Raw genomic sequence first — 16,105 nt, forward strand, 5'->3', positions numbered from 1 at the left:
GGGGCCCGGATCCGGCTGGATTTCCGCCCCTCTGTCCTTTTGCCTGAGAGTTGCCCCGCGCGTGATCCGCGGGTTTGCACCTTCGGCGCCTGGGCCACGCACGATCTTGCCGGCGCGCCAGGTCTCTCCAGAGTGCTGTTTCAGCCTGATGGCCGACAGGCCATGGGCTGATGCAGCGCGGTATGGGTTACCTGAGCGATTCCGGGCGAATTGCGCCTTCGGCGGCGGCAATGGAGACCACGGCCGCTCTCTCCCGCGACTTGCATGACAGCGGCCTGAAGCATACATCGAAAGCCCGCCCCGGAAAAGCGGCTTTGCGGGGCCCGGCGCGAGCGGCGGCGGCGGCGACGCCCGCGCGTGCCCATTGCGCCGCATCAATTCCCACTTATCCCGCTTGACTGCGGTCAAGGGGGCGGCGCCTGCCGTTTACCCATAATCCCTTACAGGTTTCAGGGGATTTCGGATATGGGATTCACGCGGCGCCAAATGCTGACCGGCACATCGACACGGGCAAGTGCCCGTCGCCCGCCGCCCGACAGCCCCTGGCGAGCCCATGCGGGGCCGGCCTGCCTGGCGTGGCGTGGCATCGAATGCCGGCTATGCGCCGAACGCTGCGATGCCGGCGCCATTGCCTTTGCCGCCCAGACACGCGGGCCCGCCCGCCCCGGCGTGGACGCATCGCGCTGCACGGGTTGCGGCGAATGCCTGCCGGCTTGCCCTGTCAACGCACTGGTGCCGGAGCCCGCATGAGAATCGTCAGTCTGGTGCTTCGCATCACCCCGGCCGGCCTGGCCGACGCGCGTGCGGCGCTGTCCGCCATCCCGGGCCTGCAGCTGCAGGCATGGGATGCCCCCACCGGCAAGCTCATCGTCACCATCGAAGATGGCCCTGCGCACAGCACGGCGGACTCGATTCTGGCCGCCCATAAGGTTCCGCAAGTTCTGTCGGCCACGCTGGCATACGAATACGGCGGCGACGAGCACGGGCCGCCCGGCTGCGGGCCACCCGCCTGCGGGCCACCTTAATGCGGCTTCCCGATGCGGGCCCCGCGCCTGGGTCGCCCCTCCGCGGGCCGCCCTAGGCGAGCCGCCCTCCGCGGGTCGCCCTCCGCGGGTCGCCCTCCGCGGGTCTCGCCCACTCCCACCGTCATCCGGCACAGAGAGCTCCACCATGTCATTGAACCGACGCGAATTCATCAAGACCCAGGCAGTAGCCGCAGCGGCCGCCACCGCCGGGCTGAGCCTGCCCAACGCGGCGCTTGCCCAGGCCGGCGCGGCACCCTTGCACGTACGTTGGGACAAGGCGCCATGCCGCTTCTGCGGCACGGGCTGTTCCGTGCTGGTCGGCGTGCAGGACGGCCGGGTCGTGGCCACCCAGGGCGATCCCGAAGCGCCCGTCAACCGCGGGCTCAACTGCATCAAGGGCTATTTCCTTTCGAAGATCATGTATGGCGCCGATCGCCTGACACAGCCCCTGCTGCGCAAGAAAGACGGCGCATACGACAAGAACGGCGAATTCGTGCCCGTGAGCTGGGACGAAGCCTTCGACATCATGGCGCAGAAATGGAAGCAGGCGCTGGCCAGCGGCGGCCCCGACGCCATCGCCATGTTCGGCTCGGGCCAATGGACCATCTGGGAAGGTTATGCGGCCGCCAAGCTGTACAAGGCCGGCTTTCGCAGCAACAACCTGGACCCCAACGCCCGGCATTGCATGGCCAGCGCGGTCGTCGGGTTCATGCGCACGTTCGGCATCGACGAACCCATGGGCTGCTACGACGACATCGAACATGCCGACGCCTTCGTGCTGTGGGGCTCGAACATGGCCGAGATGCATCCCATCCTGTGGAGCCGCATCACCGACCGCCGCCTGACCCACCCGGGCAGCGAAGTCCACGTGCTGTCGACCTTCGAACACCGCAGTTTCGAGCTGGCCGACAACGGCATGATATTCGTGCCGCAAACCGACCTGGCGATCCTGAACTTTCTGTGCAATTACCTGATCCAGCACGGCAAGGTGGACCACGATTTCGTGGCGCAGCATGTCAATTTCAAGGCCGGCGTAACCGACATCGGTTACGGTCTGCGCCCCAACGACCCACGCGAGCAAGGCGCCACCGCCAATGGCTATGCCGGCTCGGACGGCAAGCCCAAGGGCGACCCTGGCGGCGCAACGCCCAGCACGTTCGAGGCATTTGCCGAGTTCGTCGCTACCTACACCCTGGACTACACCGCCCGGCTGTCGGGCGTGCCGGCCGAGAAACTGCTGCGGCTGGCCGAGTTGTACGCCGACCCGGGCAAAAAGATCGTGTCCTTCTGGACCATGGGCTTTAACCAGCATACGCGGGGCACATGGGTCAACAACATGATCTACAACGTGCACTTGCTCACAGGCAAGATTTCTCAGCCCGGCTGCGGCCCGTTTTCCCTGACAGGCCAGCCTTCGGCCTGCGGCACGGCGCGCGAGGTGGGAACCTTCGCGCATCGCCTGCCGGCCGACATGGTGGTGGGCAATCCCGCGCACCGCAAGATTGCCGAGCAATTGTGGCAGCTGCCCGAGGGCACCATTGCGGCCAAGGTCGGCCTGCACGCCGTGGCGCAAAGCCGGGCGCTCAAAGATGGCAAGCTCAAGTGCTACTGGACGTCCACCACCAACAACATGCAGGCCGGCCCCAACATCAACGACGAAATCTACCCGGGCTGGCGCAATCCGGAGGCCTTCGTGGTGGTGTCCGACCCATACCCCACGGTGTCGGCATTGTCGGCCGACCTGATCCTGCCTACCGCGATGTGGGTGGAAAAAGAAGGCGCATATGGCAATGCCGAGCGGCGCACGCAGTTCTGGCGACAGCAGGTACGCGCGCCCGGCGAATCGCGGTCCGACCTGTGGCAGTACCTTGAATTTTCCAGGCGGTTCCAGGTCGAGGAAGTCTGGCCGCCCGAACTGCTGGACAAAAAACCCGAATATCGGGGCAAGACGCTGTACGACGTGCTGTACGCCAATGGCGTGTGCGACCGCTATCCGCTGAGCGACGTGGGCTCGGTCAACCAGCATGCCATCGACGGCTACATGAACGACGAATCCGAGCACTTCGGCTTTTACGTGCAGAAAGGCTTGTTCGAAGAATATGCACAGTTCGGACGCGGCCATGCGCACGACCTGGCGGACTTCGACCTGTACCACCGCGCGCGCGGCCTGCGATGGCCTGTGGTCGACGGCAAGGAAACCCTGTGGCGCTTCCGCGAAGGCTACGACCCCTACGTCAAGCAGGGGGAAGGCATCCGCTTCTACGGCAACAAGGACGGTCGCGCGAATATCTTCGCCCTGCCCTACCAGCCGCCGGCCGAAGTTCCGGACGCCGACTACGACCTGTGGCTGTGCACCGGCCGCGTGCTGGAGCACTGGCACACGGGCTCGATGACGCGGCGGGTGCCCGAGCTGCATCGTGCCGTGCCCCAGGCCGTGCTCTTCATGCATCCCGATGATGCCAAGCAGCGAGGGCTGCAGCGCGGCATGCAGTGCAAGATCGCATCACGGCGCGGCGAGGTATACGCCAGCGTCGAGACGCGCGGCCGCAACAAGCCGCCGCGCGGCCTGGTGTACATGCCGTTCTTCGACGAGGGCCGTCTGGTCAACAAACTGACCCTGGACGCGACTTGCCCCTTGTCGAAGGAAACCGACTTCAAGAAATGCGCCGTCAAGGTGCTGAAGGCGTGACGTGAACGGACCTGTTTCCAACCCCGGCGGGCCGGCCGGCCCTACGGGCGATGCCCAGGCGCCAGGCGCGGCGCAGGCTGCAAAGACGGCCGCGTCCGGTCGCCGCCAGTTCCTGCAGCAATCGGCTGCCGCCGCAGGAGGAGCCTGCGCGGCCGCGCTGGGGCTGGGCCTGTACGCAAAACAGGCAAGCTCGCGGCCGGCCGCGGCCCTGCGTCCGCCCGGCGCGCTGGCCGAACCGGAATTCCTGGCCGCCTGCATCCGCTGCGGGCTCTGCGTAAGAGCCTGCCCCTACGATACGCTGCGCCTGGCGACGCTGGGAAGGCCGATTCCTGTCGGAACGCCGTACTTCGACGCACGCGGTGTGCCCTGCGAAATGTGCGAAGACATTCCCTGCGTACCGGCATGCCCCACGGGCGCGCTGGACCACGCCCTGACGCGCATCGAAGACGCGCGCATGGGCCTGGCGGTGCTTATCGACCAGGAAAATTGCCTGAACTTCCAGGGCCTGCGGTGCGACGTGTGCTATCGCGTATGCCCGCTGATCGACACGGCCATCACGCTCGAACGGCAGCACAACCCGCGGTCGGACCGCCACGCCATGTTGCTGCCCACCGTTCATTCCGCGCACTGCACCGGCTGCGGCAAGTGCGAGCAAAGCTGCGTACTGCCGGGCGCCGCCGCCATCAAGGTGCTGCCGCATGCATTGGCGCAGGCGTCCGCTGCGGGCCATTACCGCAAAGGCTGGGAAGAAGCCGAGAAGGCCGGGGGGTCGGTCATCGGCGAGCAGATCCGCCTGCCGGTGCGAGGCCTGGACGACGCGGCAGGAGCGCACAAGCCATGAACGCGACGACACCGAAATCCAGGCGGCCGAGCGTGGCGGGCCGCGACCCGACCGCCGCCGCCATTGCCGGCAAGGGCTGGTGGCGCGCCCACCGCTGGCTGCTGTGGCGGCGCGCCGTGCAGTTCGGCGTGCTTGCGCTTTTCCTGATCGGCCCGGTGACCACGTGGATGACTCGTCAGGGATGGCTGTCGCGCCCCTGGTGGCCCGTGAAAGGCAACCTGTCGTCCAGCCTGACGCTGGACCAGTTGCCGCTCACCGATCCGTATCAGCTGCTGCAAAGCCTGGCGGCCGGCCATACGCCACTGGGCAGCGCGTTCATCGGCGCCGCTATCGTGCTGGCGTTCTATCTGCTGTGCGGCGGGCGGGTGTATTGCTCATGGGTGTGCCCCCTGAACCCCGTGACCGACGCGGCCTCGTGGCTGCGCCGCAAGCTGCGGTTGCGCGCCGGAGGCCACGCGCCCCCGAAGCCCTTGCGCATGTGGCTGCTGGCCGCCACGCTGGCGGCATCGGCGGTTACCGGCACGCTAGCCTGGGAATGGGTCAACCCCGTTTCCGTGCTGCATCGCGCCCTGGTGTTCGGAGCCGGCGCCGGGTGGGCGCTGGTGCTGGGCATCTTTGTGTACGACCTGCTGGTTGCGCCGCGCGGATGGTGCGGCCATGTATGCCCGGTAGGCGCGTTCTATGGATTGCTGGGCCGGCGCGCCCTGCTGCGCGTCAATGCCGCCGGACGCGAGCGGTGCGACAACTGCATGGACTGCTACGCCGTCTGCCCCGAACCCCAGGTAATCAGGCCTGCGCTCAAGGCGGCGGGCCAGGACCATCCCGTCATCCTGGACCGCGACTGCACCACATGCGGGCGCTGCGTCGACGTCTGCCCCCAACAGGTATTCCACATGAGCCACCGGTTCCGCCACAGGAGTTGAACATGAAACGCGTCTTGTACCAGACCGCCCTAGGCCTGCTCGTGGGCCTGCTGACCATCACGCCGCCGGCAGCGGCCGACGTACCGGCCCCCGTCAAGAGCCTGCGCGACGCGCCGGTGGCCGGCGACGAACAGACTGCCGGGCACTATCGCCAGGAACTTGATGCCGGCACCACGCTGCCGCGCGACTTCGTGCAACAACCGCCACTGGTTCCCCATGCCACCAGCAACTACACGGTGACACTCAATTTCAACAAATGCCTGGATTGCCACGGCTGGGCGCGCGCCCAGGCCACCCAGTCGCCGAAAATTTCGGTGACCCACTTCCGCGACGCACTGGGTCGCGAGCTGTCATCGGTGAGCCCGTCGCGCTACTTCTGCCAGCAGTGCCATGTGCCTCAAAGCGACGCCAAGCCGCTGGTGGACAACACTTTCCAGCGCGTCCCGGGCCTGAACTGAGCGAGCATAAGCCATGAACCCAACCAGATGGATCCGGGCCCTGTCGCGCCGCGCGTGGGCCTTGTTGGCCAGCGGCCTGAGCATTGCATTTATTTTGGGCATTGTGTTTTGGGGCGGCTTCAATACGGTGATGGAATGGACCAACACCGAAGCGTTCTGCATTTCGTGCCACGAGATGAACCGGAACGTGTACCAGGAATACCGCAACACGGTGCACTATTCCAATCGCACCGGGGTGCGAGCCGTGTGTTCGGACTGTCACGTTCCCAAAGAATGGGGGCCCAAGATGCTGCGCAAGCTGTACGCGTCCAACGAACTGCTGCACCACTTCCTGGGCACCATCGACACACCGGAAAAGTTCGAAGCCAAGCGCGCCACGCTGGCGCAGAACGAATGGCGGCGCATGAAGGCGAACAACTCGCGCGAATGCCGCAATTGCCACGATTTCAGCTTTTTCGACTACACCGGCCAGGCCGCCAGATCCGCCCGGCAGCATCAACAGGGGCTGGACAGCGGGCAGACCTGCATCGACTGCCACAAGGGCATTGCGCACAGCCTGCCCGCCGTCGACCAGCGCATCGGCCAAGCACGGCCGCAGGCCGTGCCGGACGGCGTGCTGCACGCAGACTGACCGGCCGCGGCCAGCTAGGCCAGGGCAGTATCCAGCAGCATCATCAGCACGAAGCCCAGCATCAACCCGCAAGTGGCATATACCTCATGCCCCTTGCGGTGTGATTCGGGAATGATCTCGTGGCTGATCACGAACAACATGGCGCCGGCGGCGAAACCCAAGCCCCACGGCAACAACGACGCAGACCAGCCCACCACCACGGCGCCCACCAGGGCGCCTAGCGGCTCGACCAACCCCGACAGCATTCCCAGGGCGACGGCAAAACTGCGCCGGTACCCCGCCGCCAGCAGCGCGAGCGAAACGACCAGCCCTTCCGGAACGTCCTGTATGGCGATACCGGTGGCCAGGGCGGTGCCGCGCACCGGATCACTGCCTACATAACTCACCCCGATGGCCAGGCCCTCGGGCACGTTGTGCAGGGCAATGGCGATCACGAACAGCCAGGTGCGGCGCAGGCGGCGCGTTTCCAGGCCTTCTTTGCCCTTGATGAAATGTTCGTGCGGCAACAGCCGGTCCATCAGCAGCAGGGCCGCCGCGCCGATCAGCAGGGCCGCCCCCACGATGCCGCCCGCGCCCCACGCGCCGTACCCCAGGGCGGAGGCCGCGGCAATGCCGGGCACCACCAGCGAAAACGCGCACGCAGCCAGCATGACGCCCGCGCCAAAGCCGAACATGGTGTCCTGCACCTTTTCGGACAGCGTCTGCGAGAACATCACCGGCACCGTGCCCAGGGCCGTGGCTGCGGCCGCCAGCAGGCCGCCCGCCAGGGCATCGGCCACATGTGGCGCACGCGGGGTCAGGTAGGCCCAGAGCGAATGCAAGCCCAGGCAGGCGACCAGCACCGCCAGGGTCCAGACGCTGATACTGGTAAGCGGCGGTCGTACGCGATGGCGGCTGAAGGTGTTCATCTGAATGGGTACCGCAAGAAGGTTGAACCCATGTCCGGCCGGCAAGCCGGCCCGCGCCTAGGATTTGGCGGCGTCGTAGCGGCGCGCGACTTCATCCCAGTGGACAACGTTGAAGAATGCGGCGATGTAATCCGGCCGGCGATTCTGGTACTTCAGGTAGTAGGCGTGTTCCCAGACGTCCAGCCCCAGGATCGGCGTATTCCCATGCATCAGGGGGCTGTCCTGGTTAGGCGTGCTTTCCACCATCAGCTTACCCTGGGGCGTGACGCTCAGCCACGCCCAGCCGCTGCCGAACCGCGTCAGGGCCGCCTTGGTAAAGGCATCGCGAAACGCGTCCATCCCGCCCAGCTCGGCATCCAGCGCGGCCGACAGGGCGCCGCCGGGCTGCCCGCCGCCCTGCGGGGACATCACCGTCCAGAAAAGACTGTGGTTGGCGTGGCCGCCGCCGTTGTTGCGCACGGGGCCACGCACCGATTCGGGCAACGTATCCAGCCGGCGCATCAGGTCGTCGATGGGCTGGTCCGTCGGCAGCCCGGCGCCTTCCAGGGCGGCGTTCAGGTTGTTGATGTAAGTCTGGTGATGCTTCGTGTAATGGATTTCCATCGTCTGCGAGTCGATGTGCGGCTCCAGTGCATCGTAGGCATAGGGTAGCTCGGGCAAGGTGTAGGGCATGCGAACCTCCGATAGGTGTCAATGCTTGCAGCGGGTGCTCGAGCCGTCAGGCGCAGCAACCCGTGTGCCTGTCGACGCGACCCTTGCCGCCGGCATTTCCGATAAATTTAATCTAAATGATAGTTATTTCTATTCAGAAATACAATCGGCGGCCCGGGCGTTCACGCGCCGCGCGCGGGCCCTCAGAGCGCGCGGCCGCAGGCCACGGCGGAAGCCCATGCCCACTGGAAGTTGTAGCCTCCCAGCCAGCCTGTTACGTCGACTGCTTCGCCAATAAAGTACAAACCGGCAACCGAACGGGCCTGCATGGATTTCTGGTCGAGTCCGCGCGTGTCCACGCCGCCGCGCATGACTTCGGCCTTTTTGTAACCCGCGGTACCGCTGGGCACCAGCCGCCACTGATGAATGCCCTGCCCCAGTGCGCGCAGCGTCTTGTCTGGCGTATCGGCCAGGCGCATGGTGGCCAGCCCCGGATAGCCGTTCTGTTCGGCCAAATGCAGCCACTGATCCGCCAGGCGGCGTGGCCACAGGCCGCTGAGCACGGTATGCAACTGCTGGCGGTTGCCCGGTTTGTCGGCAATCAGGGCTTCGGCCAGGTTGCGGCCCGCCGCCAGGTCGATGACGATGGCTTCGCCGGGCTGCCAATAACTGGATATCTGCAGGATCGCCGGCCCCGACAGGCCGCGATGGGTGAACAACAAGTCTTCGAGAAACTCGCCGCGCGCGCGGCCGCTGCCGGTGGCGAGCGAGACCTCGATTGCCACGCCCGAAAGCTCGGCAAACGGCCGCCACTGGACCGCATCGAAAGTCAGCGGCACCAGGGCGGGCCTGGGCTCGATCACTTTCAGGCCGAACTGCCGCGCGAGCTTCAAGGCAAAATCGGTGGCGCCCAATTGCGGGATGGCCATGCCGCCCGTGGCAACGACCAGTTTGGCGGCATGGATCTCGCCCTGACTGGTGCGCAGCACGTAGCCCGCATCGCTGCGCGCCACTTCGGCCACGCGGCACGGCATGCGCCATTGCACACCGGCGGCCTGGCACTCGGCGCGCAGCATGTTGATGATGGATTCGCTGCTGTCGTCGCAGAAGAGCTGCCCGCGATGCTTTTCGTGCCAGGAAATGCGATGGCGGCGCAGCAGGTCCAGGAAGTCCTGGGGCGTATACCCCGCCAGGGCCGAGCGGCAGAAATGCGGGTTTTCGGACAGGAAGTTGGCCGGCCCGGCGCCGATATTGGTGAAGTTGCAACGTCCGCCGCCGGAGATGCGGATTTTCTCGGCCAGGCGCTCGGCATGGTCGAGCAGCACGACCCGCAGGCCGCGCTGCCCCGCCACGCTGGCGCACATCATGCCGGCGGCGCCCGCGCCGATGACGGCTACGTCGAACATCATCGGCATGCGCCGGCAGGCCAGTACACCGTCAGTCTTCGATCAGGCAGTCGACGTAGTAGCGCTTGGAGCCGTCCGGGCCGGTTTCTTCGGCCAGCCCGTGGATGTACGTCTCGAAGCCCGGATAGCGCTCGTTGAATTCGCGGGCGAACTGCAGATACTGCACGATGGTGCGGTTGAAGCGTTCGCCCGGGATCAGCAACGGAATGCCCGGCGGATACGGGGTAAGCAGTACGCCCGTGACGCGGCCCTCGAGCTGGTCGATATCGACGCGCTCGACCTCGCGGTGCGCCATGCGGGCAAAGGCGTCCGACGGCTTGAGCGCGGGCACCATGTCGCTGAGGTACATCTCGGTGGTCAGGCGCGCCACGTCCTTGTCGCGGTAGGCTTCGTGGATTTGCTGGCACAGGTCGCGCAGGCCCATGCGTTCATAGCGGCGGTGGTCGCGGCAGAAGTCGGGCAGGATGCGCCACAGCGGCTGGTTGCGGTCGTAGTCGTCCTTGAACTGCTGCAGCGCCGTCAGCAGCGTGTTCCACCGGCCCTTGGTGATGCCGATGGTAAACAGGATAAAGAACGAGTACAGGCCGGTTTTTTCCACCACGACGCCGTGCTCGGTCAGGTACTTGGATACCAGGGCGGCCGGGATGCCGGTTTCACCGAAGCTGCCCGACATATCCAGCCCCGGCGTAATGATGGTGGCCTTGATGGGATCGAGCATGTTGAAGCCCGGCGCCAGGTCGCCGAAGCCGTGCCAGTGGTCGTTGGCTTCCAGCACCCAGTCGCCGCGGTTGCCGATGCCCTCGGACACCAGCCGGTTCGGGCCCCATACCTTGAACCACCAGTCGTTCTTGCCGAACTCGGATTCCACCTTGCGCATGGCGCGACGGAAGTCCAGGGCCTCGCGGATGCTTTCCTCGACCAGGGCCGTGCCGCCCGGAGGCTCCATCATGGCCGCGGCCACGTCGCACGAGGCGATGATGGCGTACTGGGGCGAGGTCGAGGTGTGCATCAGGTACGCCTCGTTGAAGATATTGCGGTCGAGCTTGCGGGTCTCGGACTCTTGCACAATGATCTGCGACGCCTGCGAAATGCCGGCCAGCAGCTTGTGCGTCGAATGCGTGGCGAACACCATCGGTTCCTGGGGGCGCGGACGGCCCGGCCCGATGGCATGCATGTCTTTATAGAAGTCGTGAAATGCCGCATGCGGCAGCCAGGCTTCGTCGAAATGCAGCGTATCGACGTAGCTGCCCAGCTGCTTCTTGATCATCTCGACGTTGTAGATCACGCCATCGTACGTGCTTTGCGTCAGCGTCAGGATGCGCGGCTTCTTGTTCGCAGCCTGCCGCGCGAAGGGGTTGGCCTCGATCTTTTTCTGGATGTTTTCGGGATGGAATTCCTCGAGCGGAATCGGCCCGATGATGCCCAGGTGGTTGCGCGTGGGACGCAGGAACACCGGGATCGCGCCCGTCATGGTAATGGCGTGCAGGATGGACTTGTGGCAGTTGCGGTCTACCACCACGACGTCGCCCGCGGCGACGTTGGCGTGCCACACCACCTTGTTCGACGTGGACGTGCCGTTGGTCACGAAGAAACAGTGGTCGGCATGGAAAATGCGCGCGGCGTTGAGTTCGGACTCGGCCACCGGGCCGGTGTGGTCCAGCAGCTGCCCCAGCTCGTCCACGGCGTTGCATACGTCGGCGCGCAGCATGTTTTCGCCGAAGAACTGGTGGAACATCTGCCCCACCGGACTTTTCAGGAAGGCCACCCCGCCGGAGTGCCCGGGGCAATGCCACGAATAGGAACCGTCTTGCGCGTAGTGAACCAGCTCGCGAAAGAACGGCGGCGCCAGGCCGTCGACGTAGCTGCGCGCCTCGCGGATGATGTGACGCGCCACGAACTCGGGCGTGTCTTCGAACATGTGAATGAAGCCGTGCAGCTCGCGCAGGATGTCGTTGGGAATGTGCTCGGACGTGCGCGTCTCGCCGTACAGATAGATGGGGATATCGGCGTTGCGAAAGCGCAGTTCGCCAATAAAAGAACGCAGGTTCTTGATGGCGCTGGCCACGTCCTCCGGGGAGTCCTCGTCGAACTCTTCATCGTCGATCGACAGGATGAACGCGCTGGCGCGGCTTTGCTGCTGGGCGAACGAGCTGAGATCGCCGTAGCTGGTGACACCGATCACCTCGACACCTTCGGCCTCGATGGCGGCTGCCAGCGCGCGAATCCCCAGGCCCGAGGCGTTCTCGGAACGATAGTCTTCGTCGATGATGAAAATGGGGAAGCGGAATTTCATGCGGGCGCTCCAGGGCGAGGCAAAACGGAGGCGAGTGTACTGCGGGTTTCTGGCCGCAGGTGGACAAATTGCCGCCCGGCGACGGGCGGCAATTAAAAGCCGAATTGTAGGCCGCTTTGCGAGCAGGCGCAGGCGGGTGCAGGGACGGGCTGGCGGGATGCGCGACCGGCCGGCCGCCACGCCTATCGTATGGTGTCCGACCGCCGGTCGGTGACGGCGCGCACATAGTGCTGGAAGAACTCGGGAAGGCGTTCTGCCGGCCCATTGCGCACGCAGCGTTCCACTTTTGCGATGGCGCACAGGCACACTTCGAATTCGGGTTCGCCCGTGACCAGCACGACGGGATCATCGTCGTCGCACACTTCGTACAAGCCCCCGTAATGGCGCCGGGCGACTTCGTACAGATAAGCCGCCGCGCCGACCGTTTGCATGGGGGTAAGGGCCAGGCGCCCGCTGTGCGCCTCTTGCAACACGGCATCCAGGGCCGCGACGCTTGGCATGGAGTAATCCAGGGCCGCCGGGCTGGGGACGGCCTTGCGGAAGTCTTCGGCCGCATTCTGGACGCGCTCGATGAATTCGTCTTGCACTTCCAGGGCGACTTCTTGCTGCGTAGATTTGCGTACACCGAACATGGCTGGCTCCTGTACCGGCAGACCGCGTGTTAGGGTGATTTCATTATATTGGCCGCACCTTGGCGACGACCGCGGGCAAGTGGCGATATGCGATGCTGGTTACGAACCCGTACGCCATGTCACGGGTGCGGCAGCCGGGTGTTGCGGCCACGCTCGTCTAGAGGCAGACGCCTTGCGCGCCCGCTGGCGGCCGCGCATACTGACACTTTGCGAAACGCTATTTTGTTGCACGCGCGCAACGCGGCAGGCAGCCCGTAACCATGCACGTCCTGATCAACATCGATGTCGACGACCTGGATCGCGCGGTGCAGTTCTACCGCGATGCATTCGGGCTGGAAACCACCCGCCGCTTCGGCGGCGACGGCGTCGAGATGCTGGGTGCGGGCGCGCCCATTTACCTGTTGCGCAAGGCGCAGGGCACGCGACCCGCCGGCACGGTGACCGGCGGGCGCGACTACGCGCGCCACTGGACGCCCATACACCTGGATTTCGTGGTCGACGACCTGGATACCGCCACGGACAAGGCCGTGGCGGCCGGCGCCATACTGGAAAGCCCGCCGCAGTCGCACGCGTGGGGCCGCATCGCCCACCTGAGCGATCCGTTCGGCCATGGCGTGTGCATCCTGCAGTTCCTGGGGCAGGGTTACGACGCGGTATCCACACCGGGAAACAGCCCGCCGTGAGCGCCGGATTACGCCTGCGCAACGATGGCTGAAGACGCGCACACTTCGCGCACGATGCAGGAAAACCGCTCCTCCGCTTCCAACGGAACGTCGCGTACCTGACGTATCAGGCTGATCGGCGGCAAGTCCCAGTTCCATTCCCACGCAACGCGGGCCACGCCGCCGGCCTGTTCCATGTCATGGGCGATGTCTTCGGGCACGATGGACAACAGGTTCTGGTTATTGCGCAGCATGCCGGCGATGACATCTACCGAGTACGTCTGTACGCGCGCCACGGGCGGGCGCACCTGCTGGCGCGTGAACAGTTCCGTAACCATATTGCCGATAGGCGTGGCCGACGACGGCAGGATCCAGTCGACTTGCGCCAACATCCGCCAGTCGGGCCGCGTACGCGCGATGCGCCGGGCCAGGGCGGGGTGCGCGACCAGCGCCGGCCGTTGCGCATAGAGCACCTGGTGCCACATGTTGTCCAGGCCCACGGCCGCCGCGGCGCGGCCGATGACGCAATCGATCTCGTGGCCCCGCATTTCCTGCAGCAGGCGGTCGGTGGTGGCGCGATGCAAGACCACGTCGATGCCTTCGGCACACAATCGTTCAAGCACGGGGGTCAGTATTCGCCCTGAAACGAACGGGATCACGCCGACCCGCAGCTGGGCGGCGCGGCCGGAACGCACGGTTTCCATTTCCTGCCCCCAGTGGTCCAGGTCGAGCATCATGCGCTCGGCCCGTGCCAGTGCCAGCTGCCCGAGCGGCGTGGGCAGCAGCCCCTGGCGCGAACGTACGAACAACGGGCCCTCGAAGATGTCTTCGATCTCGGCAAGCGATTTCGTGGCTGCGGGCTGGCTGATGCCCATGGCGTCGGCGGCCCGTGTCAGCGAGCGCAGGCGCCCGAGCCGGGTGAGCAAGGTCAGGTGGCGCAGCTTCAGGCGCGACAGCAGGCGCTGGGAGTGGCTTGAAAGTCCGCTGGATGGGCTGGCGACTGACATAACCAAATGCTTATCTATCTATGTGAAAACAGCATAGTACTGTTATTCGTGCTGACTATACTGGGCCGGTCTCGATGACGATCTTCCAGGTATTGGCATGTCCGCTCCCCGCTTTACCACCCGCCCGGAAATCCGCGGCACGTTTGGCGTGGTCTCGTCCACGCATTGGCTGGCTTCGCAGGTGGCCATGGGCGTACTGGAACGCGGCGGCAATGCCTTCGATGCCGCCGTCGCCGGCGGCTTCATGCTGCAGATTGTCGAACCGCACCTGAACGGCCCGGGCGGCGAAGTACCCATCCTGCTCTGGAACGAAAAAGATCCCCGCATACAGTCGCTGTGCGGGCAGGGAACGGCGCCGCAGCTGGCCACGCCCGCATACTTTCGCCGGCTGGGCCTGGACATGGTGCCGGGCGTGGGGCTGTTGCCGGCCACCGTGCCCGGCGCCTTCGGCGCCTGGATGACGATGCTGCGCGACCACGGCACCTGGGAACTGGCCGACGTGCTGCGTCCGGCGATCGACTATGCCCGCCACGGGTTCCCGCTGGTGCCTCGCATCGTGCAGGCGATCTATGCAGTGCAGGACCTGTTCCGCCAAGAATGGAAAAGCTCGGCCGAGGTCTGGCTGCCCGCCGGCAAGGTGCCCCACCCCGACCGCCTGATGCGCACGCCGGCCATTGCCGACACCTATGCGCGCATCGCCGCCGAAGCCAACAATCGGGGCAGCGACCGCCGTGCGCGCATCAATGCCGCGCTGGATATCTGGTATCGCGGCTTCGTTGCGAAAGCCATCGACAAGGCCTACCGCCAGCCTGTGCGCGATTGCACCGGCGAGTGCAATGCAGGCCTGCTGCGGCGCGAAGACATGGCCGACTGGCGCGCCACTTATGAAGAGCCCGCCACACTGGACTTCGGGCGTTTTACCGTGGCCAAATGCGGGCCGTGGTCGCAAGGGCCGGTTTTCCTGCAACAGCTGGCGATGGCTCGCCACCTGCAGCTGGCCGGGCTCGCCGCGGATTCGCCGGTTTTCGTGCACAGGATCGCCGAGGCCGCAAAACTTGCTTTTGCAGACAGGCTGGCATGGTACGGCGACCCGCTATACAACGATGTGCCCCTGGCGGCGCTGCTGTCGGATGATTATGCGTTGTCGCGCGCGGCGCTGATTACAGAGCAGGCCTCGCGCGAGCTGCGGCCCGGCTCGCCCGCAGGCCGCGCGCCCGCGATGCCGGACCTGGACGCAGCGCGCCGCGCGCTGGCGCAGGCCGACACGCGCTTCGGCGTGGGCGAGCCCACGTTCGCCCAATTGCCGCCGGTGGGCGAATGGCTGGAGCGCGAACTGTTTGTCGGCGATACGTGCCACATCGATGTCATCGACAAAGACGGCAACATGGTGGCCGCCACGCCATCGGGGGGCTGGCTGTCGTCCAGCCCGGCGGTGCCCGGCCTGGGTTTTTCACTGACGACACGCCTGCAGATGACCTGGCTGGACGATGGCGTGGCGGGCCAGCTGCGGCCCGGCGCGCGCCCCTGCACCACGCTGTCTCCAGGCATGGCATTGCGCGACGGGCAACCTTATATGGCGTTCGGCACACCGGGCGGCGACCAGCAGGACCAATGGACCGTGGCTTTTTTCCTGCGCCATGCGTTGTGCGGCATGAACTTGCAGGAGGCCATCGACAGCCCGTCGTGGCATATCGACCACTTTCCTGGTTCGTTCTGGCCGCGCACCACCACGCTGAACCGCATCACGGTCGAATCGCGCATGCCGCAAGCCACCCTGGACGCGCTGCGCACGGCAGGCCACGACCTGGCGGTAGGCGCGCCGTGGTCGGAAGGGCGCATCAGCGTCTGCACGCGCGAACCGGCCGGCGGCGGCGCGAACCTGCTGCGCGCGGGCGCCAACCCGCGCGGCATGCAAAGTTACGCGGTCGGCCGATAGGCCCCGTACCCGGCACAAAACCTGATTACCAACGATCGCCCAT

Annotated in this window: 15 protein-coding genes and 2 riboswitches; of the genes, 9 read left to right on the forward strand and 6 right to left on the reverse strand. The window is 65.9% G+C overall.

The genetic code is table 11. The features are described 5' to 3' along the window. Positions 1-21 precede the first annotated feature (21 nt). A riboswitch (glycine riboswitch) is annotated at positions 22-141 on the reverse strand. A 27-nt stretch (positions 142-168) separates the two neighbouring features. Next, positions 169-266: riboswitch (glycine riboswitch) on the reverse strand. Positions 267-486: 220 nt separating this feature from the next. From CAL19_RS19970 to CAL19_RS15455, 7 genes are all read left to right on the forward strand, one after another. Further along, positions 487-750 carry a 4Fe-4S binding protein gene (locus CAL19_RS19970; RefSeq protein ID WP_432759144.1) on the forward strand — a complete coding sequence of 88 codons (264 nt, stop codon included), beginning with the start codon at positions 487-489 and terminating at the stop codon, positions 748-750. Continuing rightward, positions 747-1,025 carry a chaperone NapD gene (locus tag CAL19_RS15430; protein WP_094797286.1) on the forward strand — a complete coding sequence of 93 codons (279 nt, stop codon included), beginning with the start codon at positions 747-749 and terminating at the stop codon, positions 1,023-1,025. Before CAL19_RS19970 ends, CAL19_RS15430 begins: the two co-directional genes overlap by 4 nt. Positions 1,026-1,170: 145 nt before the next feature. Next, on the forward strand, positions 1,171-3,714 hold the full coding sequence (gene napA / locus CAL19_RS15435) for a nitrate reductase catalytic subunit NapA (RefSeq protein WP_026638874.1): 2,544 nt from the start codon (positions 1,171-1,173) through the stop codon (positions 3,712-3,714). A gap of 1 nt (position 3,715) precedes the next feature. Next, on the forward strand, positions 3,716-4,555 hold the full coding sequence (napG, locus tag CAL19_RS15440; RefSeq protein ID WP_094797287.1) for a ferredoxin-type protein NapG: 840 nt from the start codon (positions 3,716-3,718) through the stop codon (positions 4,553-4,555). Beyond that, positions 4,552-5,478, forward strand: coding sequence for a quinol dehydrogenase ferredoxin subunit NapH (gene napH / locus CAL19_RS15445; protein ID WP_094797288.1), 927 nt, complete (start codon positions 4,552-4,554; stop codon positions 5,476-5,478). The genes napG and napH overlap by 4 nt, the downstream gene beginning before the upstream one ends. A gap of 2 nt (positions 5,479-5,480) precedes the next feature. After that, positions 5,481-5,936 (forward strand): nitrate reductase cytochrome c-type subunit, encoded by a 456-nt coding sequence (locus CAL19_RS15450; protein ID WP_026638876.1) that lies wholly within the window; start codon positions 5,481-5,483, stop codon positions 5,934-5,936. A 13-nt stretch (positions 5,937-5,949) separates the two neighbouring features. Continuing rightward, a complete protein-coding gene (locus CAL19_RS15455) occupies positions 5,950-6,567 on the forward strand; it encodes a NapC/NirT family cytochrome c (protein WP_094797289.1) in 618 nt (205 codons plus the stop codon). Between the two features lie 14 nt (positions 6,568-6,581). Here CAL19_RS15455 and CAL19_RS15460 read toward each other — a convergent pair whose 3' ends face one another. The 5 genes from CAL19_RS15460 to CAL19_RS15480 form a co-directional block, all read right to left on the reverse strand. Further along, a complete protein-coding gene (locus CAL19_RS15460) occupies positions 6,582-7,475 on the reverse strand; it encodes a ZIP family metal transporter (protein WP_094797290.1) in 894 nt (297 codons plus the stop codon). Positions 7,476-7,532: 57 nt separating this feature from the next. Next, entirely contained in the window at positions 7,533-8,147 is a 615-nt protein-coding gene (locus tag CAL19_RS15465) for a superoxide dismutase (RefSeq protein WP_094797291.1), read from the reverse strand. A 182-nt stretch (positions 8,148-8,329) separates the two neighbouring features. Next, the gene (locus CAL19_RS15470) at positions 8,330-9,532 is read right to left on the reverse strand and encodes an NAD(P)/FAD-dependent oxidoreductase (protein WP_170941554.1); all 1,203 of its coding nucleotides are present in this window, start codon (positions 9,530-9,532) and stop codon (positions 8,330-8,332) included. A gap of 31 nt (positions 9,533-9,563) precedes the next feature. Next, positions 9,564-11,825, reverse strand: coding sequence for an arginine/lysine/ornithine decarboxylase (locus CAL19_RS15475; RefSeq protein WP_094797293.1), 2,262 nt, complete (start codon positions 11,823-11,825; stop codon positions 9,564-9,566). 182 nt (positions 11,826-12,007) lie between these two features. Next, the gene (locus CAL19_RS15480) at positions 12,008-12,457 is read right to left on the reverse strand and encodes a hypothetical protein (RefSeq protein ID WP_038852101.1); all 450 of its coding nucleotides are present in this window, start codon (positions 12,455-12,457) and stop codon (positions 12,008-12,010) included. Positions 12,458-12,717: 260 nt separating this feature from the next. Here CAL19_RS15480 and CAL19_RS15485 point away from each other — a divergent pair, with 260 nt between their 5' ends. After that, positions 12,718-13,140, forward strand: coding sequence for a VOC family protein (locus CAL19_RS15485; protein ID WP_094797294.1), 423 nt, complete (start codon positions 12,718-12,720; stop codon positions 13,138-13,140). A gap of 8 nt (positions 13,141-13,148) precedes the next feature. On the opposite strand, the gene CAL19_RS15490 is transcribed toward CAL19_RS15485, so the two are convergent. After that, positions 13,149-14,126, reverse strand: a complete 978-nt coding sequence (locus tag CAL19_RS15490; RefSeq protein ID WP_026638884.1) for a LysR substrate-binding domain-containing protein — start codon at positions 14,124-14,126, stop codon at positions 13,149-13,151. Positions 14,127-14,223: 97 nt separating this feature from the next. Here CAL19_RS15490 and CAL19_RS15495 point away from each other — a divergent pair, with 97 nt between their 5' ends. After that, positions 14,224-16,062, forward strand: coding sequence for a gamma-glutamyltransferase family protein (locus CAL19_RS15495; RefSeq protein WP_026638885.1), 1,839 nt, complete (start codon positions 14,224-14,226; stop codon positions 16,060-16,062). The last annotated feature ends 43 nt before the right edge of the window (positions 16,063-16,105 follow it).

Origin of the sequence: Bordetella genomosp. 7 (assembly GCF_002261265.1) — a bacterium.
GTDB lineage: Bacteria > Pseudomonadota > Gammaproteobacteria > Burkholderiales > Burkholderiaceae_B > Bordetella_A.

What these genes read in the sequence shown, in the direction of transcription:
- CAL19_RS19970 (WP_432759144.1), top strand. Translation starts at nt 487, where the DNA reads ATGCTGACCGGCACATCGACACGGGCAAGTGCCCGTCGCCCGCCGCCC.
- CAL19_RS15430 (WP_094797286.1), top strand. Translation starts at nt 747, where the DNA reads ATGAGAATCGTCAGTCTGGTGCTTCGCATCACCCCGGCCGGCCTGGCC.
- napA (WP_026638874.1), top strand. Translation starts at nt 1,171, where the DNA reads ATGTCATTGAACCGACGCGAATTCATCAAGACCCAGGCAGTAGCCGCA.
- napH (WP_094797288.1), top strand. Translation starts at nt 4,552, where the DNA reads ATGAACGCGACGACACCGAAATCCAGGCGGCCGAGCGTGGCGGGCCGC.
- CAL19_RS15450 (WP_026638876.1), top strand. Translation starts at nt 5,481, where the DNA reads ATGAAACGCGTCTTGTACCAGACCGCCCTAGGCCTGCTCGTGGGCCTG.
- CAL19_RS15455 (WP_094797289.1), top strand. Translation starts at nt 5,950, where the DNA reads ATGAACCCAACCAGATGGATCCGGGCCCTGTCGCGCCGCGCGTGGGCC.
- CAL19_RS15460 (WP_094797290.1), bottom strand. Translation starts at nt 7,475, where the DNA reads ATGAACACCTTCAGCCGCCATCGCGTACGACCGCCGCTTACCAGTATC.
- CAL19_RS15465 (WP_094797291.1), bottom strand. Translation starts at nt 8,147, where the DNA reads ATGCCCTACACCTTGCCCGAGCTACCCTATGCCTACGATGCACTGGAG.
- CAL19_RS15470 (WP_170941554.1), bottom strand. Translation starts at nt 9,532, where the DNA reads ATGTTCGACGTAGCCGTCATCGGCGCGGGCGCCGCCGGCATGATGTGC.
- CAL19_RS15475 (WP_094797293.1), bottom strand. Translation starts at nt 11,825, where the DNA reads ATGAAATTCCGCTTCCCCATTTTCATCATCGACGAAGACTATCGTTCC.
- CAL19_RS15480 (WP_038852101.1), bottom strand. Translation starts at nt 12,457, where the DNA reads ATGTTCGGTGTACGCAAATCTACGCAGCAAGAAGTCGCCCTGGAAGTG.
- CAL19_RS15485 (WP_094797294.1), top strand. Translation starts at nt 12,718, where the DNA reads ATGCACGTCCTGATCAACATCGATGTCGACGACCTGGATCGCGCGGTG.
- CAL19_RS15490 (WP_026638884.1), bottom strand. Translation starts at nt 14,126, where the DNA reads ATGTCAGTCGCCAGCCCATCCAGCGGACTTTCAAGCCACTCCCAGCGC.
- CAL19_RS15495 (WP_026638885.1), top strand. Translation starts at nt 14,224, where the DNA reads ATGTCCGCTCCCCGCTTTACCACCCGCCCGGAAATCCGCGGCACGTTT.